This is a genomic window from Streptacidiphilus sp. EB103A, from assembly GCF_041261405.1.
GTDB lineage: Bacteria > Actinomycetota > Actinomycetes > Streptomycetales > Streptomycetaceae > Streptacidiphilus.
On sequence record NZ_JBGCAQ010000027.1, the window covers coordinates 111,210 to 132,419 of the forward strand.

General features: G+C 70.3%; 21 protein-coding genes and 1 pseudogene. 12 read left to right on the forward strand and 10 right to left on the reverse strand.

Features of this window, described 5'->3' with window-relative positions; translation table 11 throughout:
• Positions 1-28: 28 nt before the first annotated feature.
• On the reverse strand, positions 29-1,138 hold the full coding sequence (locus tag ABH941_RS35625; RefSeq protein WP_370134309.1) for an SGNH/GDSL hydrolase family protein: 1,110 nt from the start codon (positions 1,136-1,138) through the stop codon (positions 29-31).
• A 115-nt stretch (positions 1,139-1,253) separates the two neighbouring features.
• Here ABH941_RS35625 and ABH941_RS35630 point away from each other — a divergent pair, with 115 nt between their 5' ends.
• On the forward strand, positions 1,254-2,660 hold the full coding sequence (locus ABH941_RS35630; RefSeq protein ID WP_370134311.1) for a cystathionine beta-synthase: 1,407 nt from the start codon (positions 1,254-1,256) through the stop codon (positions 2,658-2,660).
• Between the two features lie 428 nt (positions 2,661-3,088).
• On the opposite strand, the gene ABH941_RS35635 is transcribed toward ABH941_RS35630, so the two are convergent.
• The gene (locus tag ABH941_RS35635; protein WP_370134313.1) at positions 3,089-3,358 is read right to left on the reverse strand and encodes an LPXTG cell wall anchor domain-containing protein; all 270 of its coding nucleotides are present in this window, start codon (positions 3,356-3,358) and stop codon (positions 3,089-3,091) included.
• A 72-nt stretch (positions 3,359-3,430) separates the two neighbouring features.
• On the opposite strand from ABH941_RS35635, the gene ABH941_RS35640 reads away from it, so the two are divergent.
• From ABH941_RS35640 to ABH941_RS35655, 4 genes are all read left to right on the forward strand, one after another.
• Positions 3,431-3,760 (forward strand): hypothetical protein, encoded by a 330-nt coding sequence (locus ABH941_RS35640; protein ID WP_134001438.1) that lies wholly within the window; start codon positions 3,431-3,433, stop codon positions 3,758-3,760.
• A 196-nt stretch (positions 3,761-3,956) separates the two neighbouring features.
• A complete protein-coding gene (locus ABH941_RS35645; protein ID WP_370134316.1) occupies positions 3,957-5,198 on the forward strand; it encodes an Ig-like domain-containing protein in 1,242 nt (413 codons plus the stop codon).
• 69 nt (positions 5,199-5,267) lie between these two features.
• Entirely contained in the window at positions 5,268-5,825 is a 558-nt protein-coding gene (locus ABH941_RS35650; RefSeq protein WP_370134319.1) for an FHA domain-containing protein, read from the forward strand.
• A 100-nt stretch (positions 5,826-5,925) separates the two neighbouring features.
• The gene (locus tag ABH941_RS35655) at positions 5,926-7,203 is read left to right on the forward strand and encodes an acyltransferase family protein (RefSeq protein WP_370134323.1); all 1,278 of its coding nucleotides are present in this window, start codon (positions 5,926-5,928) and stop codon (positions 7,201-7,203) included.
• Positions 7,204-7,256: 53 nt separating this feature from the next.
• On the opposite strand, the gene ABH941_RS35660 is transcribed toward ABH941_RS35655, so the two are convergent.
• A complete protein-coding gene (locus tag ABH941_RS35660; RefSeq protein WP_370134326.1) occupies positions 7,257-7,658 on the reverse strand; it encodes a hypothetical protein in 402 nt (133 codons plus the stop codon).
• Positions 7,659-7,734: 76 nt separating this feature from the next.
• On the opposite strand from ABH941_RS35660, the gene ABH941_RS35665 reads away from it, so the two are divergent.
• Positions 7,735-8,898: a cystathionine gamma-synthase gene (locus ABH941_RS35665; RefSeq protein ID WP_370134328.1), complete on the forward strand. Its 1,164-nt coding sequence runs from the start codon at positions 7,735-7,737 to the stop codon at positions 8,896-8,898.
• A gap of 39 nt (positions 8,899-8,937) precedes the next feature.
• Here ABH941_RS35665 and ABH941_RS35670 read toward each other — a convergent pair whose 3' ends face one another.
• Positions 8,938-9,405, reverse strand: coding sequence for a MarR family winged helix-turn-helix transcriptional regulator (locus ABH941_RS35670; RefSeq protein ID WP_134001426.1), 468 nt, complete (start codon positions 9,403-9,405; stop codon positions 8,938-8,940).
• An 81-nt stretch (positions 9,406-9,486) separates the two neighbouring features.
• On the opposite strand from ABH941_RS35670, the gene ilvA reads away from it, so the two are divergent.
• From ilvA to ABH941_RS35685, 3 genes are all read left to right on the forward strand, one after another.
• Positions 9,487-10,704, forward strand: coding sequence for a threonine ammonia-lyase (gene ilvA / locus ABH941_RS35675; protein WP_370134331.1), 1,218 nt, complete (start codon positions 9,487-9,489; stop codon positions 10,702-10,704).
• Positions 10,705-10,773: 69 nt separating this feature from the next.
• Positions 10,774-11,757: an ATP-binding cassette domain-containing protein gene (locus ABH941_RS35680; RefSeq protein ID WP_370134333.1), complete on the forward strand. Its 984-nt coding sequence runs from the start codon at positions 10,774-10,776 to the stop codon at positions 11,755-11,757.
• A complete protein-coding gene (locus ABH941_RS35685) occupies positions 11,757-12,626 on the forward strand; it encodes an ABC transporter permease (RefSeq protein WP_370134336.1) in 870 nt (289 codons plus the stop codon). The genes ABH941_RS35680 and ABH941_RS35685 overlap by 1 nt, the downstream gene beginning before the upstream one ends.
• Positions 12,627-12,746: 120 nt before the next feature.
• On the opposite strand, the gene greA is transcribed toward ABH941_RS35685, so the two are convergent.
• Positions 12,747-13,244, reverse strand: coding sequence for a transcription elongation factor GreA (gene greA / locus ABH941_RS35690; protein WP_370134339.1), 498 nt, complete (start codon positions 13,242-13,244; stop codon positions 12,747-12,749).
• Between the two features lie 153 nt (positions 13,245-13,397).
• Positions 13,398-13,805, reverse strand: a complete 408-nt coding sequence (locus ABH941_RS35695; protein WP_370134342.1) for a DUF4307 domain-containing protein — start codon at positions 13,803-13,805, stop codon at positions 13,398-13,400.
• A 106-nt stretch (positions 13,806-13,911) separates the two neighbouring features.
• On the opposite strand from ABH941_RS35695, the gene mca reads away from it, so the two are divergent.
• From mca to ABH941_RS35710, 3 genes are all read left to right on the forward strand, one after another.
• On the forward strand, positions 13,912-14,796 hold the full coding sequence (gene mca / locus ABH941_RS35700; protein ID WP_370134345.1) for a mycothiol conjugate amidase Mca: 885 nt from the start codon (positions 13,912-13,914) through the stop codon (positions 14,794-14,796).
• A gap of 71 nt (positions 14,797-14,867) precedes the next feature.
• Entirely contained in the window at positions 14,868-15,083 is a 216-nt protein-coding gene (locus ABH941_RS35705; protein WP_370134348.1) for a hypothetical protein, read from the forward strand.
• A gap of 142 nt (positions 15,084-15,225) precedes the next feature.
• On the forward strand, positions 15,226-16,287 hold the full coding sequence (locus ABH941_RS35710; protein WP_370134397.1) for a HoxN/HupN/NixA family nickel/cobalt transporter: 1,062 nt from the start codon (positions 15,226-15,228) through the stop codon (positions 16,285-16,287).
• 194 nt (positions 16,288-16,481) lie between these two features.
• On the opposite strand, the gene ABH941_RS35715 is transcribed toward ABH941_RS35710, so the two are convergent.
• From ABH941_RS35715 to ABH941_RS35730, 4 genes and pseudogenes are all read right to left on the reverse strand, one after another.
• A complete protein-coding gene (locus tag ABH941_RS35715; RefSeq protein ID WP_370134400.1) occupies positions 16,482-18,116 on the reverse strand; it encodes a protease pro-enzyme activation domain-containing protein in 1,635 nt (544 codons plus the stop codon).
• Between the two features lie 232 nt (positions 18,117-18,348).
• Complete coding sequence (locus ABH941_RS35720; protein ID WP_370134351.1) at positions 18,349-19,032, reverse strand: response regulator; 684 nt, start codon at positions 19,030-19,032, stop codon at positions 18,349-18,351.
• Complete coding sequence (locus tag ABH941_RS35725) at positions 19,029-20,720, reverse strand: ATP-binding protein (protein WP_370134355.1); 1,692 nt, start codon at positions 20,718-20,720, stop codon at positions 19,029-19,031. The genes ABH941_RS35720 and ABH941_RS35725 overlap by 4 nt, the downstream gene beginning before the upstream one ends.
• Positions 20,721-20,991: 271 nt before the next feature.
• Positions 20,992-21,210, reverse strand: a pseudogene (locus tag ABH941_RS35730) (hypothetical protein); the annotation flags it as partial.

The following is a 21,210-nucleotide window of genomic DNA, read 5'->3' on the forward strand; positions in this document are numbered from 1 at the left end:
GGGAGGGCGCTCGGAGGACAAGTTACCCTCAGGTAGATCCCGCGTCAGCGCCGACGGCGTGTGAATTACCTGACCTTGCGTCATCGGCCGAAGCGGGCCCCGCAGCCCCCGCGGGGTCCGTCGGCTCTGCCGGCTCGGCCGAGCTCTGCTCCGGCAGATGCCGCCTGCGGCGGTGCTTGAGCAGCGCCCAGCGGCCCCTCGGCCCGGACTCGGCGCCCAGCACCGCCGCGCCGGCCACCTCGGTGCCGCCGCGTCCGGCCGCCTCGGCGGCGGCCTGCGCCACCGGCAGCACGCCCTCGCCGCGGAAGGCGTCCGGGCGCTCCTCGGCGGCGCCGCCCGGCCACAGGTCCAGCGAGGCGCAGAGGGAGGGGAGCATGGCCATCGCCGCGGTGGCGTAGCCCTGCGCCGAGGGGTGGTAGCGGTCCGCGGCGAACATCTCCGGACGTCCGCTGAACTCGGGGCCGAGCAGATCGCCGAGCGACACGCTGCGGGCGCCGGCCTCGACCACGGCGATGGTCTGGGCGGCGGCGAGCTGGCGGCTGGCGCGCCGGGCCAGCCAGCGCAGCGGCGGCCGCACCGGCTCGATGGTGCCGAGGTCGGGGCAGGTGCCGACGACGACCTGGGCCCCGGCCGCGCTCAGTCGGCGGATGGCGGAGCCGAGCATCCGCACCGAGGCGGTCAGCTTGACCCGCTGGGTGACGTCATTGGCGCCGATCATGATCAGCGCCACGTCCGGACCGGCCTGCAGCGCGAGGTCGACCTGGCGTTCCAGGTCTTCCGAGGTGGCGCCGTTGGCGGCGGCGACGGACAGCCGCACCGGCCGTTCGGCGATGGAGGCGATGCCCCCGGCGAGCAGCGCGCCCGGGGTGTCCCGGCCGCGGTTCACCCCGAAGCCGGCCGCGGTGGAGTCGCCGAGCACCGCGAGGACCAGCGGTTCGGCGTCGGCGTCGGTGGCGAAGGCGCGTCCGTAGACGCCGTCGGCCTGCGGGGGCTCGCCCTGCAGGGTGTTGAGCGTGTGCTCGGCGAGCTTCGCCTCGGTCAGCAGGACCCCGGCGAAGCCGACCCCGACCAGTCCGATCCCGCCGCCTCCGTAGGCCGCAGCGGCGGCGATCCGCCGTGCCACCCTCGCTCTCGACATGAGCGACCCCCAAGCTCTCTCCACCTGTCCTTACCCTGGCAGTGTGCCCCACTAGTCTGATCCCAACAGGGCGACAAACCGTGCGTCCGATACAAAAAACCGCGGAGGAGAACCCGTGCGGTACCACGAGTCGATCATCGATCTGGTCGGCAACACCCCCCTGGTCCGGCTGAACAAGGTCGCTGAAGGCATCAGCGCGACCGTGCTCGCCAAGGTCGAGTACTTCAACCCGGGCGGGTCGGTCAAGGACCGCATCGCGATGCGGATGATCGAGGCGGCGGAGAAGTCGGGCGCGCTCAAGCCCGGCGGCACCATCGTCGAGCCGACCTCGGGGAACACCGGGGTCGGGCTGGCCATCGTGGCGCAGCAGAAGGGCTACCGCTGCATCTTCGTCTGCCCGGACAAGGTCTCCACCGACAAGATCAATGTGCTCCGGGCCTACGGCGCCGACGTGGTGGTCTGCCCGACCGCCGTCGCGCCGGAGCACCCGGACTCCTACTACAACGTCAGCGACCGGCTGGTCCGGGAGACCCCCGGCGCCTGGAAGCCCGACCAGTACTCCAACCCGGAGAACCCGGCCAGCCACTACCACTCCACCGGCCCCGAGCTGTGGGAGCAGACCGGCGGCCGGATCACCCACTTCGTGGCGGGCGTGGGCACCGGCGGGACGATCTCCGGCACCGGCCGCTACCTCAAGGACGTCTCGGACGGCGTGGTGCAGGTGATCGGCGCGGACCCGGAGGGCTCGGTCTACTCCGGCGGCACCGGGCGCCCCTACCTGGTGGAGGGCGTGGGTGAGGACTTCTGGCCGACCGCCTACGACCGCTCGGTGGCGGACGAGATCGTCGCGGTCTCCGACAAGGACTCCTTCCAGATGACCCGCCGGCTGGCCAAGGAGGAGGGCCTGCTGGTCGGCGGCTCCTGCGGGATGGCGGTCGTGGCGGCGCTGCGGGTGGCCGAGCGGCTGGGCCCGGACGACGTGGTGGTGGTGCTGCTGCCGGACTCCGGCCGCGGCTACCTCTCCAAGATCTTCAATGACGACTGGATGCAGGACTACGGCTTCCTGGACGAGGGCGGCCCGGAGGCGGTGGCCGGTGACGTCCTCGCCAGGAAGGACGGCCTGGAGCACGAGGGGATTCCCCAGTTCGTGCACATTCACCCGAACGAGTCAGTGGGTGAGGCCGTGCACATTCTGCGTGAGTACGGCGTGTCGCAGATGCCGGTGGTCTCTCCGGGGGCCGGGCACCCGGATGTGATGGCCGGTGAGGTCATCGGCTCGGTGGTCGAGCGCGACCTCCTTGACGGCCTTTTTGCCAAGCGGTTCGAGCTCGGGGACCTGATCGGCCCTCATATGTCGCCCCCGCTCCCGGTCGTGGGCTCCGGTGAATCGGTGACCCGGCTGATGGGCGTGCTGGAGAAGGCCGACGCCGCGGTGGTGCTGGTGGACGGGAAGCCCCAGGGCATCGTCACCCGGCAGGATCTGCTGGCATTCCTGAGCGCCCACAGCGGTGGCGTTCACTGAATCGCCTTCAACTGGTACACCTACGACACGTACCGGCAGCACGCGCTTAACAACGCCCGGGCAATGTTGTCACCACGGCAAGAAGCCGAACGTGGTGACAGTGAAAGTCCGGAGCGGCTCCCGGACCCGCGGTCACCTCAGGACGCGTCGGACGGCCCTGACCCGGCCGGCCGCGTCCCCGCCCGCGGGGAACGCCGTCGTCCCGCCCCTGTCGGTCCCGACCGATCAACAGGGTGCGGCGCTCCCCGCGGCACCAGGCTCCGCGTTCCCGGGTGGGGGAACTCAGCGGAGACAGTAGGGCCGGTCCTCACGGACCGGCCCTACTGGTGCGTCCGGGCCCGGAACACCCGTTCGGCGGCGTCCGTTTCGGCGGCACCCGTCCGGCGCCGCCGTTCACGGCCTGAGCTGCCGCGGCGCTCCGCGCGGGCTCAGCCCGCGAAGCGGCGGCTCACGAAGATCATTCCGACCCCGGCGACCAGGAAGCCCGCTCCGCCCAGCGCGTACGGCGTGGTGTCGACCCCGGTGTCGGCCAGCTGCCTGGTGCTGCCACTGACGCTGCTCTGCGTGGCGGCCTTCTGCAGGTCCTGCCGGCTCGCCTCGGTGGTGGCGGCCGAGGCCATCGGGCCGAGGGCCAGCGCGGCGGCGGTGCCGAGTCCGGCGGCGACGGCCGTGATCGTGAGCGGGCGGCGGGTGGTCAATGTCGCTCCCAGCGGAGTGTCGTGGTCCGCACGATGCTAATGAGTCAGGGCCGTGTTGGATAGCCTCGGTTCATGACTAGTGACACCAGCGGGTTTGAGAACACCGATCGGCGTTATGTCCGACTGCAGATCGAACTGATCGTGGAGATCGCGGACGAGAAGGCGCTCCAGGTCGCCGCGTTGGAGCAGGTGCGGGCCGACGAGTTCCTGGAGGACGAGGAGCGCGCCGAGGCGGTCGCGGCCATCGAGATCGACCCGGCCGGGGCGATCGCGCACTTCGTCGACCCGGTGGCGATGCTGGAGGGCGTGCCCGGGGTGGAGCTGGCCGAGGCCACCTGGGAGTCCCAGCCGGTCGACTACGACCCCGAGAACGAGGACTGGGACCTGTACGACGCGGAGTGACGACCCAGGGGCGGTCCCGGAGCGCCGGGGCCGCCCTTTGCTGTGTCTTCTTCGCCGCTGTGTCTTCTCTGTCTGATTTGCTCACGATTGGGATGTAACTGTTGTTTCGGTCTATGTTCATATGACTATCAGACAGCTTGGGTGAACTCTCCTGGGACAGGGCCGACCGGTGCACCGCCGACACGAAGGAGCAGCAGTGGACGACACGACGACGTCAGGCAAGGGCAAGGGCGGCCCCTGGGCCAGGCGGACGGTCGTGGCGGGGCTGGTGGCGACGCCGGTGGCCCTGGTCGCCGGGTGCAGCTCCTCGGGGAGCTCGGGCAAGGGCAGTGGCAGTGACAGCGGCAGCACGGCCGCTGCGGTGTCCAAGGCCGCCATCACCACCACTCCCGCTAACGGCTCCAAGTCCGCGGTCTTCACCCAGCCGGTGAAGGTCGCGGTCAGCAACGGCACGCTCAGCTCGGTCACCCTCACCGGTTCGGACGGCAAGCAGGTGGCCGGCCAACTGGCCGCCGACAAGCTCAGCTGGACCAGCACCGGCAAGCTCAGCTCGGGCACCGGCTACACCCTCGCGGCCGTCGGCACCGACTCCGACCAGGTGCAGGCCACCAAGAACGTCTCGTTCAGCACCGGCGCCCCCGCGAAGACCTTCATCGGCTACTTCACCCCCGACAACGGCACCACTGTGGGGGTGGGCATGCCGGTCTCGATCAACTTCAACAAGGCCGTCACCGACCGGGCCGCCGTCCAGAAGGCGATCACCGTCACCGCGTCGCCCGCGGTGGAGATCGTCGGCCACTGGTTCAGCAGCACCAGGCTGGACTTCCGGCCGGAGAACTACTGGGCCGCCGGCACCAAGGTCACCCTCACCCTGGCCCTCAAGGACGTCGAGGGCTCCAGCGGCGTCTACGGCACCCAGGCCAAGTCCGTCAGCTTCACCGTCGGCCGCAGCCAGACCAGCGTCGCCGACCTCAGCGCGAAGACGCTGACGGTCACCCGGGACGGCAAGGTCACCCAGACGTACCCCATCACCGGCGGAAGTTCGGCACACACCACCTGGGCCGGAAAGATGGTCATATCGGAGAAGTTCCTGCAGACCCGGATGAACTCCACCACGGTCGGCCTCGTCGGCGAGTACGACATCTCGGACGTCCCGCACGCCCAGCGGCTGACCACCTCGGGCACCTTCATCCACGGCAACTACTGGGCCGGCACCTCGGTCTTCGGCAGCCAGAACACCAGCCACGGCTGCGTGGCCATGCACGACACCAAGGGGGCGAGCGACTCCAGTACCCCCGCGGCGAAGTTCTACAACAGCTCCATCACCGGCGACGTCGTCGAGGTCGTCAACTCCGGTGACAAGACCGTCGATCCGGCGAACGGGCTGAACGGCTGGAACATGGACTGGGCCACCTGGAAGGCCGGCAGCGCCGTGTGAGCCCCGGCAGCCCGGCCCCCGCGTGAACCGGTATGGACGGACCCGGGGCCAGGCCGGACAATCGCAACCATGACGACCCCCGAGTCCCCGACCCAGGTGGCACGGATCTCGGACGCCGAGCGCGACCGGGCGATCCGACTGCTCCGTGAGCACTCGGTGCAGGGCCGGCTGTCGCCCGACACCTTCATCCGCAGGATCGAGCTGGCGCTCACCGCCCAGCGCCACGCCGAGCTGGACGAACTCACCGCGGACCTGCCCGACCAGGGGCGGCTGACCCAGCTGTCGCTGCGCGCCGTCGCGGCCGTGTCCCGGTTCGGGCTACGGCTGCACGGCGCCTGGCAGACGCCCCGGCTGCAGCCCCTGGTACTGCCGGGCCCGGAGACCCCGGTCCTGCGGATCGGCCGGCTGCCGGGGTCGGAGCTCAGGCTCACCCATGAATCGGTCTCACGCACCCACGCCGAGCTGCGCCGGGTCGGCGAGGACTGGATGCTGCGCGACCTGGCCTCGACCAACGGCACCCTGGTGAACGGCTGCCGCATCATCGGCCAGGTGGTGGTGCGCGCCGGGGACCGGGTCGCGTTCGGGCACACGGTGTTCCGCATCGAGCGCCAAGTCAAGATGTCCTAACGACTTCGTACCCGCTTTCAGCGCATGCACATGCTCCGCATAGAGTGCTTGAAGCCTGCACCCAGGTCTTCATGCCCACTCGCATCGGAGCTCCCCACGCATGTCAGTGACCGCCCCGCCCAGTGCTCAACTCGGCACCCTGCCCCGACCGTCTGAGCTGGAGTCAGCGGGATCCGGCCCCGCGGCGTCGGGTCCGGTGCTGTCCGGGTCGGCAGCGCCGAAGCCGGCCAAGCGGCCGCGGCTGTACGCCCTCGACGGTCTGCGGCTGCTGGCCGCCCTCGGGGTGCTGAGCTGGCACTGGCTCGGCGTGGAGCGCTTCCCGCAGGTCTGGCACGGCTCCCCGGCGAAGCTGATGCCGGTGGGGCACGCGATCGGCGTCTACGGCTGGACCGGGGTCCAACTCTTCTTCATCATCAGCGGTTTCGTCATCTGCATGTCCACCTGGGGCAAGAGTGTCGGCACCTTTGTGACCTCCCGGGTGGTGCGGCTGTTCCCCGCGTACTGGGTGGCCGTGCTGCTGACCGCGCTGGTGCTCTCCTTCGTGCCGGTGATCTGGGGCGACGACACCCACTCGCCGAGCATCGACAAGATCCTCACCAATCTGTCGATGGCCAACGTCCCGATCAACGTCGCCGACGTGGACCCGGTCTACTGGTCGCTCTGGGCCGAGATGCGCTTCTACGTGCTCTTCGGCATCCTGGTCGCCTTCGGCCTCACCTACCGCAGGGTGCTGGCCTTCTGCGGCGGCTGGGCGGTGCTGACCCTGGTCGCGAGCCAGGCGAACTTCGGGCTGCTGAACGTCATCGTCCAGCCCACCTACTCCTGGTACTTCATCGCCGGAATCGTGATCTACCTGATGTACCGGTACCGGCCGAACCTGATGCTCTGGGGGATGCTCGGTTTCTGCTGGCTGATGGCGCAGCACTCGGTCGGCAGCGTGCAGGGCGGCTACGCCTGGGGCGCGCACATGAAGAGCCTCTCCTGGACCATCTGCATGCTGTCGGTGACGGTCTCCTTCGTGCTGGTGCTCGCCACCGCGCTGGGGGCGTTCAGCTGGATGCGCTGGAAGTGGCTCACGGTCGCGGGCTCGCTCACCTACCCGCTCTACCTGATCCACCAGGAGATCGGCTGGGAGCTGATAACCCGACTGCGCCGCCACCTGGCGCCGTACCCGACCTTCTTCGTCGCCCTGGCCGTCTTCCTGCTCGCGGCCTACCTCATCCACCGCCTGGTCGAGCGACCGCTGGCGCCCTGGATGAAGCGCAAGATGGAGGCGTCCTTCGCCGCCGTCCGCCGCGACATGAAGGCCGACGAACGCGAGGCCGCCGCGCGCGCCGCGGCGAAGTCCCCGTCCAGGGGCACCGCCATCCCTGGATGAGGGGGCGGCACGTCGCCGGACCGGAACGTACCGGCTGCCGTGACCGGGCGTCTTCAGTCGGGCTGTGCTGTTCGGGCGGCGATGACCGGCAGCGTGCGTCCGAAGCTGGCGAGGCTCTTGTACTCCTCGCCGCTCAGAACCCGCTGGGTGATGCCGAACGGGAACCCGGTCAGCCCGAGCACGGACACGGCGTAGGAGCCCGGTGCGTCGTCGTGCGTGATCCACCGCGCTCCATGGACGCGGACCAGCACCTCGCCCGTGTAGGCCCCGATCAGCTTCCACCACAGATCCAGGCGCTGACCGGCGAGCGGGCCCTCGGCCAGCAGGTCGGCACAGACCGCGTCCAGCTCGGCGAGGCTCTCCACGCTCCAGTCCAGGTGACGGCCGAACCGGGTCGCGACCAGATCGACGCATTCGGTGGCGATGGATTCCAGGCTGATCGGTTCGGAGGACATGGTGCAGATCCTCTCCCGTCGAAGCCGACCGTGGCCACGGGATATCGGCCGCCGGCTCGTACTACGCTCGGTTCCCATGAGCACCTCGCACTCTCACGAGCACAACCATGCCTTCGAGACCCTGGCCATCCATGCCGGGCAGGAGGCCGATCCATTGACCGGGGCCGTGGTCACCCCCATCTACCAGGTCTCCACCTACAAGCAGGACGGCGTCGGCGGGCTGCGGGGCGGCTACGAGTACAGCCGCTCCGCCAATCCGACCCGTACCGCCCTGGAGACCAACCTCGCCGCGCTGGACGGCGGCCGCCGCGGGCTCGCCTTCGCGTCGGGGCTGGCCGCCGAGGACTGCCTGCTGCGGACGGTCACCAAGCCCGGTGACCACATCGTCATCCCCAACGACGCCTACGGCGGCACCTACCGGCTGTTCGCCAAGGTGCTGTCCCGCTGGGGCGTGGAGTGGTCGGTCGCGGACACCCACCACCCCGAGGCGGTGCGTGCGGCCGTACGGCCCAACACCAAGGTCATCTGGGTGGAGACGCCGAGCAACCCGCTGCTGGGCATCACCGACGTGCCCGCGCTCGCGCACATCGCCCACGACGCCGGCGCGACCCTGGTCGTGGACAACACCTTCGCCAGCCCCTACCTCCAGCAGCCGCTGGCGCTGGGCGCGGACGTGGTCGTCTACTCCACCACCAAGTACATGGGCGGCCACTCGGACGTGGTCGGCGGCGCGCTGGTGACCGACGACGTCACCCTGGGCGAGGAGCTGGCGTACCACCAGAACGCGATGGGCGCCGTCGCCGGGCCCTTCGACGCCTGGCTGGTCATGCGCGGCATCAAGACCCTGGGCATCCGGATGGACCGCCACAGCGAGAACGCCGCCCGGGTCGCCGACTTCCTGACCGGGCACCCCAAGGTGGCGCAGGTGCTCTACCCGGGGCTGCCCTCGCACCCGGGCCACGACGTCGCGGTGAAGCAGATGAAAGCCTTCGGCGGCATGGTGTCCTTCCGTCACAAGGACGGCGAGGAGGCCGCGGTCGAGGTCTGCAACCGGGCCCGGCTGTTCACCCTGGGGGAGTCGCTCGGGGGCGTGGAGTCCCTGATCGAGCACCCCGGACGGATGACGCACGCCTCGGCGGCCGGCTCCGCGCTGGAGGTGCCGGCCGACCTGGTGCGGCTCTCGGTGGGCATCGAGTCGGTCAACGACCTGCTGGCGGACCTGGCGGAGGCGCTGAAGTAGCGCGGCGGCCCGGGTATCCCCGGGGACCGGACTACCCGGTCACGGCTTGAAGGTCTGCATCGAGGCGTTGAAGCGCGTGAGCAGCTCGCAGAACTGCTCACGCTCCCCCGAGGACCAGCCGTCCAGGAGCTGATGCATCATCAACTGCCGTGACTCGCGCACCTCCTGGAGCCGCTCCTGACCGAGCGGGGACAGTTCCAGGAGGACCGCGCGGCCGTCGTCCGGGTTCGGCACCCGCTCCACCAGACCGCAGTCCACCAGCGGGGCGACCTGCCTGGTCACCGTGGACGAGTCGATCCCCATCGCCTGGGCCAGGGCCTTCACGCCGACGGCCCCGGTCCAGTCCAGCCGGTTGAGCAGCAGGAACGCCGCCCGGTCCATGGAGTTGCGCTGCTCGCCCACACCGCCCATGCGCACCTGCTCCACCCGGCGCGCGAAGATCGCGACCTGGTACTGGAGCCGGTCGTAGAGCACGTCGTCGGCTGCCGCCGAGGCATCTGTGTTCATCGTCGTCACGATCTGTCGTTCCGCTGAGCTGCTCCGAGAGCCATCCAGAGCGTAACGGTGCAAAGCCCTACGCTGAAGCCTATGAACACCTGGCCCATCACGATCGACGACATCCGCGGCGCCCACAAGATGCTGTCCGGGGTGGCCAGGGTCACCCCGATGGAGGGCAGTCGGCACCTCTCCCGGCTGTTCGGCGCCCCGGTACACCTGAAGTGCGAGAACCTGCAGCGCACCGGTTCGTTCAAGCTGCGCGGCGCCTACGTCAGGATCGCCGGGCTGAGCCCGGTCGAGCGGGCCGCCGGGGTGGTGGCCGCCAGCGCCGGCAACCATGCGCAGGGCGTGGCGCTGGCCGCGACCACGCTCGGAGTGCACTCGACCGTGTTCATGCCGGTGGCCGCTCCGCTGCCCAAGGTCGCCGCCACCCGTGAGTACGGCGCGGAGGTGCGGCTGTTCGGTGAGAACTTCGACGAGACGCTCGCCGCCGCGCTGGAGTACGCCGAGAGCACCGGCGCCGTGGTCATCCACCCCTTCGACCACCAGGACGTGGTCGCCGGGCAGGGCACCGTCGGGCTGGAGATCCTGGAGCAGTGCCCCGAGGTCCGCACCATCCTGGTCGGCGTCGGCGGCGGCGGACTGCTGGCCGGGATCGCCACCGCGGTCAAGCAGCTGCGCCCGGACGTGAAGGTGGTCGGTGTGCAGGCGGCCGGCGCGGCGGCCTACCCGCCCTCGCTGGCGGCCGGCCACCCGGTCTCCCTGGACGGGTTCTCCACCATGGCGGACGGCATCCAGGTCGGCCGTCCGGGTGACATCCCGTTCGAGATCGTGCAACGGCTGGCGGACGGGGTGCTGACGGTCACCGAGGACGCGCTCGCCCGCGCCCAGCTGATCTGCCTGGAGCGCTGCAAGCTGGTGGTCGAACCGGCCGGGGCCAGCACCGTCGCCGCCCTGCTGGAGCACGCCGGCGAGCTGGAGGGCCCGGTCGTCGCCGTGCTCTCCGGCGGCAATGTCGACCCGCTGCTGCTGCAGCGGGTGCTGCGGCACGGCATGGTCGCCGCCGGCCGCTACCTCTCGCTGCGGCTGCGGATCACCGACCGTCCCGGCGCGCTGGCCACCCTGCTGGGAGCGCTGACCCGGGTGGACGCCAACGTCGTGGACATCGCGCATGTGCGCACCGACCCCAAGCTGGACCTGGGCGAGGCCGAAGTCGACCTCCATCTGGAAACCAAGGGCCCCGAGCACTGCGAGACCGTAGTGTCGGAGCTGCGGCGGTCGGGTTACACGATCCTGCGGCAGAGCTGACGCCGGGTCGCGCACCGCTCCGATCCCGGCCAGGCTGGTCATCAGGTGTGGCTGACGAGGGAGTGAGCGATGGCGGCGGCCATTGAGGCAGAGGATCTGGTGAAGACCTTCGGGGACGTGCACGCCCTGGACGGGGTGAGCCTGGAGGTCCCGGAGGGCACCGTCCTCGGGCTGCTCGGCCCCAACGGGGCGGGCAAGACCACCATGGTGCGGGTGCTCACCACCCTGCTCAGGCCCGACTCCGGACGCGCCGTGGTGGCCGGTCTTGACGTGCTCAAGCATCCCAACCAGGTCCGCGGCCTGATCGGACTCTCCGGCCAGTACGCCGCCGTGGACGAGTACCTGACGGGCCGTGAGAACCTGCAGATGGTCGGCGAGCTCTACCAGATGAGCCCCCGCGACTCCAAGGCCAGGGCGCTGGAGCTGCTGGAGTGGTTCAACCTCTCCGAGGCCGCCAACCGCACCGCCAAGACCTACTCCGGCGGGATGCGCCGCCGGCTCGACCTCGCCGCCGCGCTGGTGGTCCGCCCCCCGGTGATGTTCCTGGACGAGCCCACCACCGGGCTGGACCCGCGCAACCGGATGGCGCTGTGGGAGGTCATCGAGACCCTGGTGGGGGAGGGCACCACGCTGCTGCTCACCACCCAGTACCTGGAGGAGGCGGACCGCCTGGCCCACGACATCGCCGTGGTCGACCACGGCAAGGTCATCGCCAGGGGCAGCGCCGACGAGCTCAAGGCGGAGATCGGCGGCGAGCGCATCGAGATCGTCGTCGAGGACCCGGCCCACCTCGGCCAAGCCGTGGAGGCGCTGGCCCCGTACGCCAAGGGCGTGCCCGCGGTCGAGCGGCACACCCGCAGGATCACCGTCCCGGTCAGCGGCGGCGCCAGCGTCCTCGCCGACGTCATCAGGGAACTGGACGCGCGGACCATCGTGATCCAGGACATCGGCCTGCGCCGCCCCACCCTGGACGACGTCTTCCTCTCGCTCACCGGGCATGCGACCTTCGGCGACGAGGCCGACAGCGCCGCCGCCGAAGGGAAGGAGTCCTGATGTCAGCCACTACCACGACGGGCGCGATAGGCCAGGTCGTGCCGGTCCAGCGCGGCGGTGCGGTGCAGGCGCTCCGCGACTCGTGGGTCGTCGCCAAGCGGAATCTGCGCCGGATGACCCGCATCCCCGAGATCGTGGTCTTCGGGATGCTGCAGCCGGTGATGTTCGTGCTGCTCTTCACCTATGTGATGGGTGGCGCGATCACCATCCCGGGCGCGCCGAGCAACGCCGACACCTACAAGCAGTACCTGATGGCCGGCATCTTCGCGCAGACGGTGACCTTCGCGGTGGCCGGCGCGTCGGCCGGGATCGCCGAGGACATGACCAAGGGCCTGGTCGACCGGTTCCGCTCGCTGCCGATGGCCCGTTCGGCGGTGCTGGTCGGCCGGACCATCGCGGACCTGGTGCAGAGCGCGATGACGCTGGTGGTGCTGGGGCTGGTCGCGTTCATCATCGGCTGGCGGATCCACAACGGGGTGCTGAAGGCGCTGGGCGCGTTCGGGCTGCTGCTCCTGCTCGGCTACGCCTTCTCCTGGATCGGCGCGCTGATCGGACTCTCGGTCCGCAGCCCGGAGGCGGCCACCTCGGCCGGGCTGGTCTGGCTGTTCCCGCTGACCTTCGTCTCCAACGCGTTCGTGCCGGTCAGCAGCATGCCCGGCTGGCTGCAGCCGGTCGCCTACTGGAACCCCTTCAGCGCCTCGGTCCAGGCCGCCCGCCAGCTCTTCGGCAACCTGCTCCCCCCGCCGGCCCCGCAGGCCACTGCGTGGCCGATGGTGCACGCCGTGTGGGTGTCGGTCGGCTGGTCGCTGCTGATCATGGCGCTGTTCTCGTGGCTCTCGGTCCGGAAGTACCGCTCGGCGGTCGGCTGAGGTTTGTCGCGCAGTTCCCCGCGCCCCTACGTGCTGCAACTGAGCCGCTGAGAGCAAGTTGCACCTCCAGGGGCGCGGGGAACTGCGCGCCTAGCCATCCACGGTCCGCAGCCGAAAACGTCAGCCCTGGTAAGGCTTCGCGGAAAGGATCTTCACGCTGGTCTTGCGCCCGTTGGGCAGCTCGTACGTCGCCGTCTCGCCGACCTTGCGCCCGTCGATCGCGCGCCCCAGCGGCGACTGCGGGGAGTAAGTCTCCAGATCGTCGGAGGACGCCTCGCGGGAGCCCAGCAGGAAGGTGGTGGTGTCGTCCTCGTCGCCGTCCCAGGCGATCACGACGACCATGCCGGGGCCGACCACCCCGTTGTCGGCCGGGGCCGCCCCGACCTGGGCGCGCTCCAGGAGCTGGTTGAGCTGGCGGATCCGCAGCTCCATCTTGCCCTGCTCCTCGCGGGCCGCGTGGTACCCGGCGTTCTCCTTGAGATCGCCCTCCTCGCGGGCCGCCTCGATCTTCTGGGTGATCTCGGCGCGTGCAGGACCCGACAGGTGCTCCAGCTCGGCGCGCAGCTGGTCGTACGCATCCTGGGTGAGCCAGGTCACGTTCTCGCTGGTCTGGGTCACGGGTGCTCCTCGTAGGTACATGTGTGGTCCGGCTTGGATAACAGACAACGCCCGCTTCCGGGTGGTGGGTAGGTACATCTACCCCGGAAGGGGCGAAACCAGAAGCCTAACAATTTCCGCCGCCGACCGGGAGGACTCCAACCCAAAGACGGCTCAGGAACAGCTGACCAGCTCGCCCGTGGTACCGCGGGCGGAGGTGCGCAGCGTGACCACGGTGTCGTACGTGCTCGGCGCGGCGGGCACCGGCACGGTCACCCGGCCCACCTCGTTGCCGTTGACGTCGCGCGAGCGCACCGTGCAGCTGCCCGCGGTGCCGCCCGGCTTGGACACTTCCAGGTGAATCTGCACCTGGGCGGCGGAGTCCACCTGGAAGGACACCACCTGGCCGCTGAACGAGTCCTTGCCGAGGTAGCCGTAGCCGACCAGCGCCACCACCGCGATCGCCAGCGCGACGCAGCCGTAGTAGACCCGCCGCATCCGCCGTTCCCGCTGCTCCGGGTCGACGCCGTAGCGCCCGGCCGGAAGCGGGGTCCCGGCTGCGACCTTGGTCGGAGTCTCCATCGGACTTTCGCCTCCATTGCACTGCCCGGCCAGGAAACGCGGAATGTCCGCCGTCTCCGATCGTTCACTATAGGAGGACGCAATAACGACGAAGGGCTTTGGGGCGTTGACTGAGCAGCTGCGACTGATGGCGGTACACGCGCACCCGGACGACGAGTCCAGCAAGGGCGCCGCGACCATGGCCTCGTACGTGGCGCGCGGCGTCGACGTACTGGTGGCGACGTGTACCGGGGGTGAGCGCGGGTCCATCCTCAATCCCAAGCTCCAGGGCGACCCCTGGATCGAGGAGAACATCCACGAGGTGCGGGCGAAGGAGATGGACGCCGCGCGTGAGATCCTCGGGGTCGAGCAGGCCTGGCTGGGCTTCGTCGACTCGGGGCTGCCCGAGGGCGACCCGCTGCCGCCGCTGCCGGAGGGCTGCTTCGCGCTGCAGCCGCTGGACGTGGCGACGGAGCCGCTGGTGCGGCTGATCCGCTCGTTCCGGCCGCATGTGGTGACCACGTACGACGAGAACGGCGGCTACCCGCACCCGGACCACATCATGACCCACCGGATCTCCATGGCGGCCTTCGAGGCTGCCGGCGACCCGGACGCCTTCCCGGACGCCGGGGAGCCGTGGCAGCCGCTGAAGCTCTACTACAACCAGGGCATCTCGCTGGAACGCATCAAGGCCCTGGACGCGGCCATGAAGGAGCGCGGCCTGGAGTCCCCCTACGCGGAGTGGATCGCGCGCTGGGACGAGAGCGACCGCAAGCCCCGGGAGATCACCACCAAGGTGCCCTGCGGCGAGTACTTCGAGGTCCGGGACCGGGCGCTGCTGGCCCACGCGACCCAGATCGACCCGGACGGGCCGTGGTTCCGCATCCCGCTGGAGATCCAGCGGGAGGTCTGGCCGACCGAGGACTACGAGCTGGCCCGTTCGCTGGTGGACACCTCGCTGCCGGAGGACGACCTGTTCGCCGGGATCACCGCCAACGTGGTCCAGGTCTGACCGTCCTGGCCTGACACACCCGAGGCCACCCCGGTCCCCCCGCGGAAACGCCGTGGGGGGACCATGGGGGCATGAGTTCCCTCGCAGCCGCCCACAGCACCGCCACCGTCCTGCTGGCCCTGGACGACAACAAGGTCACCCCGGGAATCCTGGGCTTCGTCGTCTTCGCCGCCCTGGGCATCGGCACCTGGTGGATCCTCAAGGCGATGAATCGCTCCCTCGGGAAGGTCGACTTCGTCGAGGAGCCGGAGGCACAGCCGCAGCCGAAGACGCCCCCGAAGCCGTAGTCGCACCCATCTCGCTATTGCACATTAGTTGCAACTACACATCCGCAGCCCCTAACGTGGTCGAGTCGTCACCGACCAGGAGGGGTGTGCCGTGGCTGGTACAGATGTGCGCGCTGGAGCGCTGGCGCGGATCCGCGGGTCGCTGACCCCGCGGGAGTGGGTCCGGATGGGCGGTATGGCCGCCTTCGTCCTCGGGCTGCACCTCATCGGCTGGTTCACGCTGCTGGCCGTCGTGGCCCCCGCCCACTACACCGTCGGCACCCAGCTCTTCGGCGCCGGGATGGGCGTCACCGCCTACACCCTGGGCATGCGGCACGCCTTCGACGCCGACCACATCGCCGCGATCGACAACACCACCCGCAAGCTGATGGCCGACGGCCAGCGGCCGCTCTCGGTGGGCTTCTGGTTCTCGCTCGGCCACTCCTCGGTGGTCTTCGGCCTGTGCGCGCTGCTGTCCCTGGGAGTACGGGCCCTGGCCGGCCAGGTCGAGAACAGGTCGAGCGGGCTGCAGCACTGGACCAGCCTGATCGGCACCACCGTCTCCGGTACCTTTCTGATGATCATCGCGGTGCTGAACGCGGTGGTGCTGTGGGGGATCATCAAGGTCTTCCGGCAGATGCGCACCGGCGCCTACAGCGAGGTCGAGCTGGAGGAGCATCTCGCCAAGCGCGGCCTGATGAACCGCATCCTCGCCCCGATCATGCGCACCGTCACCAAGCCCTGGCAGATGTACCTGGTCGGGCTGCTCTTCGGCCTCGGCTTCGACACCGCGACCGAGGTCTCGCTGCTGGTGCTGGCCGGCGGCGCCTCGGCGTTCGCCCTGCCCTGGTACGCGATCCTGGTGCTGCCGGTCCTCTTCGCGGCCGGGATGTCGCTGCTGGACACCATCGACGGCTCGTTCATGAACTTCGCCTACGACTGGGCCTTCTCCAAGCCGGTCCGCAAGGTCTACTACAACATCACCATCACCGGCCTGAGCGTCGTGGTCGCCGTGATCATCGGCGGCATCGAGATCGCCTCGCTGGTCTCCGAGGAGCTGGGCGTCAGCGGCGGGCCCATCGGCTGGGTCGCCGGGTTGGACCTCAACAACGTCGGGTTCCTGATCGTCGGCCTCTTCGTCGCCACCTGGGTCGCCGCCCTGCTGATCTGGCGCTACGGGCGGGTCGAGGAGAAGTGGTCCGAAGGGTTGCGCGACGCCGCGTAGCGGATTTTCGGGTGCGGACCGTAGTGGGCTCGTCGCGCAGTTCCCCGCGCCCCTAGCTGGTAGCAACTGGGCCAGTTGCAGACCCCCAGGGGCGCGGGGAACTGCGCGACCAGCCCACTACGGTCCGCACCCGGAACGAAGCGCGACGGCGGGACCCGGAAAACCGGGCCCCGCCGTCGCGTCCCTCCAGGGCGTCAGCCCAGCTCGGCGGAGAGGAAGCCCGCGCCGTTGTAGCTGCCCCAGCCGGTCACCTTGTCGTAGCCGGTGCCGGCGCTGTACGCGCCGTTGCTGCCGCTCTTCACGTCGTGGAAGGCGGTGCTGTAGCTGGACGAGGAGGCCAGGGTGTAGATGGAGGAGTTGGCGTAGCCCAGGACCGACTTGGACTTGGCCGCTGCCTCGCTGTCGTAGATCGCGGTGAACGCGGCCCAGTTGGGCGCGGCGGCGCTGGTGCCGCCGAACTCGTACCAGGCGCCCTGGGTGTAGATCGCCCAGCCGCTGCTCGGGTTGGCGTCGGCCGCCACGTCCGGGACGTCACGGTAGGTGCCGGTGTTCACCGAGCTCTGGAAGGACGGCGTCTTGAAGTACGAGGAGATGCCGCCGCCGCTGCCGGACCAGGCGGTCTCCTTGCTCCAGGCCCCGGCCGAGGTGAGGGTGAGGGTGGTGCCGCCGGTGCCGGTGACATAGCCGTCGGAGGCCGGGAAGTCGACGGAGGTGCCGCCGGTGCCCGCGTCGTCGGAGCCGCTGTCGCCGGAGGCGGCGTAGACCGACTGCCCCTGGGCGGCGGCCTCCTGGAAGTCGGTGTCGAGCGCCACCCGGTTGCTGGCGGTCTCACCGGACTCGTAGATGCCCCAGCTGATGGAGACGACCGGGACGTCGTCGCTGACCAGGGCCGCGTAGACGGCGACCTCGCCGGCGTCGCTGTTGGGCGCCTCGTAGACCTTGATCGCGGCCTTCGGCGCCAGCGCCTGGACCACCTCGATGTCCAGCTCGACCTCGTCCTGGCCGGACAGGTCGGTGGTGCCGCCGCCCGCGCTGCGGACCACCGGGGTGGACGGGCTCAGCGAGAAGTAGTTGTCGTAGGTGGTGATGTTGGACTGCTGGAAGCCGGAGAACTCCAGCAGGCCCACGGTCACGCCGGAGCCGGTGTAGCCGGCGCTGATGGCCGAGGTGACGTTGTACGCCGAGCGGGCCTTGGTCGGGGTGAGGCCGCTGACCGCCTTCGACGTGGCCTGCGGGACCACCTTCTTGGTGCTGTAGTGCTGGTACTTCGAGTAGTCGGAGAGGCCCGAGATGTCGGTGACGGCGGAGGCGATCGCGGCGGGGAGCACCGGGGCCGACGCGTTGGCGTAGAAGTCCCGCTTGGTGGAGGCGTCGTGGTAGGTCGCCAGGGTGGTGCCGAAGGCCTTCTGGATCTGCGCGGCGGTGCCGCTGGCCTGCAGGGTCAGGTGGTTCCCGGTGACCGCGCCCACGGTCAGGCCCTGCGCCCGCAGGTAGGCGGTGACCTGGCTGATGGAGGCGTTCGAGGCGCCGAAGCGGTCCGCGAACTGCTTGACCGTCAGATAGTGCTTGTACTGGCTCGACTTGGAGTCGGTGACCTGCTTCAGGAAAGTCTGCAGACCGGCCGGGTCGCGCTGGGCGAGGCTGACCGTGACGGATATGCCCTTGTTCGCCGCGACCTGGCCGGTGCGGGTGGCGTGGGCGATCACGGGCAGGACGTCGCTGCGCAGGGCGACGTTCGGCTGGACCGACGCGTGGGCTGCGGGGGCGACGGCCAGGGCGATGATGGGCAGGGGGGCGGCCAGCAGTCCGATGGCGGCGCGGAGGGGCATCTTCACGGGTGTCCTCCTGGGACGACGAGATGAGCGCGCAGTTCCCTTGGCCCGGTGGGGATTTGGTCACTGCAGCGCCGGAAGCGGTCGGGTCTCACGCTAGGAGGGCCCTGTCCCTCGCATAAGCGGGATAACCCTTGCCCCTCGCGTGAACGCCGCGTATCCGTCGGTGTCCGTACTACCCGTGTTTGTTGCGCCCTGTGTGCCTGCTGTGCTCCGGACGCTGCCGGCGTCAGGCCGTCGTGCTGTAGCGGTGCTCGGGGCGGCCGGCCGCCCCGTAACGGAACTCCAGCCGGGCCCGGCCGTCGCGGACCAGGTAGGAGAGATAGCGCTGCGCGGTCGGCCGGGAGATCCCGGTCACCTCGGCCACCTCCGCCGCCGACAGGTCGCGCTCCCGCAGCGCCTCACGGACCAGCGCGAGGGTGGGGGCGGAGAGCCCCTTGGCCGGCTGCTGCGGCGCCGGTACCGGGCGGGCGACGCTGAACAGGGCGTCGACCTGGGCCTGGTCGGTCTCGGTGGCCGGTCCCAGCGCGTGGACGCGGTGGTGCAGTTCCCGAAAGGCCGTCAGCCGCTCGCTGAACTCGGCGAATCCGAACGGCTTGACCAGATAGCCCACCGCGCCGAGCTTCATCGCCGAACGCACCGTGGCCACGTCCCGGGCCCCGGTGATCACCACGGCGTCGGGCCGGGCGCCGCCCGACTCGCCGGTCAGCCGGTGCAGCACGTCCAGGCCGCTGCCGTCGGGCAGATGGATGTCCAGCAGCAGCAGCTCGGGCCGCAGTTCGCGGGCCGCCCGGACGGCCGTCTCGACCGTCGAGGCCTGCCCGACGACCTCAAAACCCTCGGTGCGCTCCACATAGCGGGCATGGATGCCGCTGACCCGGAAGTCGTCGTCCACCACCAGCACGCCGATCACCAGCGATCGCCTCCCGACGCAGCGAGTTGGAGCGGGGTGGTCCGGGCGGCGGGGACGCTGGGAGCGCTGTCGGCGGCGCCGGCCGGGGTGCTGCCGGACAGCGGAAGCGTCACGGTGAACACCGCACCGACCTCCTTGCCCACGGTGATCGTCCCGCCGTGGTGCCGCACCAGTCGGTGCACCAGGGCCAGTCCGAGGCCGCGCCGTGCCGTGCCCCGGTCCGGCCGGGTGGACCAGCCGTCCTCAAAGATCGACTCGACGGCCTCGGGCGGCACCCCCGGACCCGAGTCGGCGACCTGGAGCGTGATCGCCGACTCCGTCTCCACCAGCGAGAGCCGGACCTGTGCGCCGCCGGGCGCGGCGGTCCCGGACACCGCCGCGTCCACCGCGTTGTCCAGCAGGTTGCCGACGATGGTGAGCAGCCCGCGCAGATGCGTCGGCTGGTCGCCGAGCTGGGAGTCCTCGGTGAGGGTGATCCGTACCCCGCGCTCCGCGGCGACGGTGGACTTCGCCACGATCAGCCCGACCATCAGCGGGCTGCCGATGCGCTGCCGCACCGACTCGGTCAGCGCGGGTTCGGCCCCGGCCGACTCCACCGCGAACTCGAAGGCCGCCTCGTGCTCGCCCAGGTCCAGCAGCCCGGCCAGGATGTGCATCCGGTTGGCGAACTCGTGCTGCTGGGCGCGCAGCGCGTCGGTGAGCCCGCGCACCGAGTCCAGCTCGCGCAGCAGCCCGACCATCTCGGTGCGGTCGCGCACGGTCACCACGGCCCCGAGCTGGTGCCCGCGCAGGCCCACCGGCATCCGGTTGACGACCAGGCAGTAGCGGTCGGTGAGCACGGTGAGGTCGGTGCCGGTGAGGGTGCCGTCCAGGGCGTCGCGCAGGCGGCCCTCCGGGAAGACGTCTGCGGGCTTCAGGCCGAGCGCCGTGTCGATCTGCAGCAGCCGCCGGGCCTCGTCGTTGACCACGGTGATGTTGCCGCGCGGGTCGAAGGCGATCACGCCCTCCCTGATCCCGTGCAGCATGGCCTCCCGGTCCTGCAGCAGGCCGGCGATCTCCTCCAGCTCCAGACCGAAGGTGGACCGCTTGAGCCGCCGGGCCAGGGCGTACGAGGCGGCGCAGCCGACGCCGAGGGCGATGCCCGCGTACAGCGCGAAGGTGGGCAGCTCCCGCCACAGCTGACCCGCGACGTGGTGCTCCGGGATGCCGACCGAGACCTCGCCGATGATGCTGCCCGAGGGGCCGAAGAGCGGTGCCTTGCCGTTGGCCGACCGTCCGGTGGCGCCGGGGTCGATGCCGGTGTGCCCCTGCCCGTCGAGCACCACGATCGGTTCGCTGACCCGCTGCCCGATGAGTTCGGGGTACGGGTGGGAGTGCCGGACGCCGTTCAGGTCGATGACCACGACGTAGGAGGCCCGGGAGGAGTGGGCGATCCGCTCGGCGGCGGCCTGCACCAGGGATCCGCTGCCCGGGACGGTCATGCCGGCGACGATCTGCGGGTCCGAGGCGGCGACCTGGGCGATGGACAGCGCGCGCTGCTCGTACTCGTTGTCGAGCTGGGCCCGCTGTGCCCAGGCGAACAGGACGAAGCCGATCACGCTGGTCACGGCCAGGATGGCGACCTGGCTGGCCAGGATCCGGGTGGACAGCCTGCGGCCTGGGCCCCGTCTGGGTCTCCTTGGGAACATGGTCTCTCACCACTTGGTTCTCGACCGGCACCGTTGCCGCGTTCGTGGACCGATTGTTACTGGTCAGGGAGGATTTGCCCAGCCCCCGACCGCTGAGCAGAACGAGCAGAACGCGCAGAACGCGGCGATCGCGTGCACCGATCGCGCGCCCTGACCGCGTGCACCGACCGCCGCCCGGGCTCGAGATGCCGGGCGGCGGTCGGAGAGGTGGCGACCGGTGCCGGGTCCAGGCTGTCCAGGGCTGGACCCGGCACCGGTCACGTGGTGGGGGTCAGCCGCTGACCGTGAAGCCCTCCAGCTTGTTCGCCGCGATGACGTACTTGTTGGTGTAGGTGTCGGCCACATTGACCTTGCTGACGTCGACCCCGGAGAGCTTGGCCGTGGTCTCGACGGTCGCCGGGCCGGTGGCGGGCATCATCCCGTCCGGGAGGAACTGTCCCTTGTCCTGGGCGAGGGCTGCGGTGTAGACGTCCTTGGTGATCAGACCGTT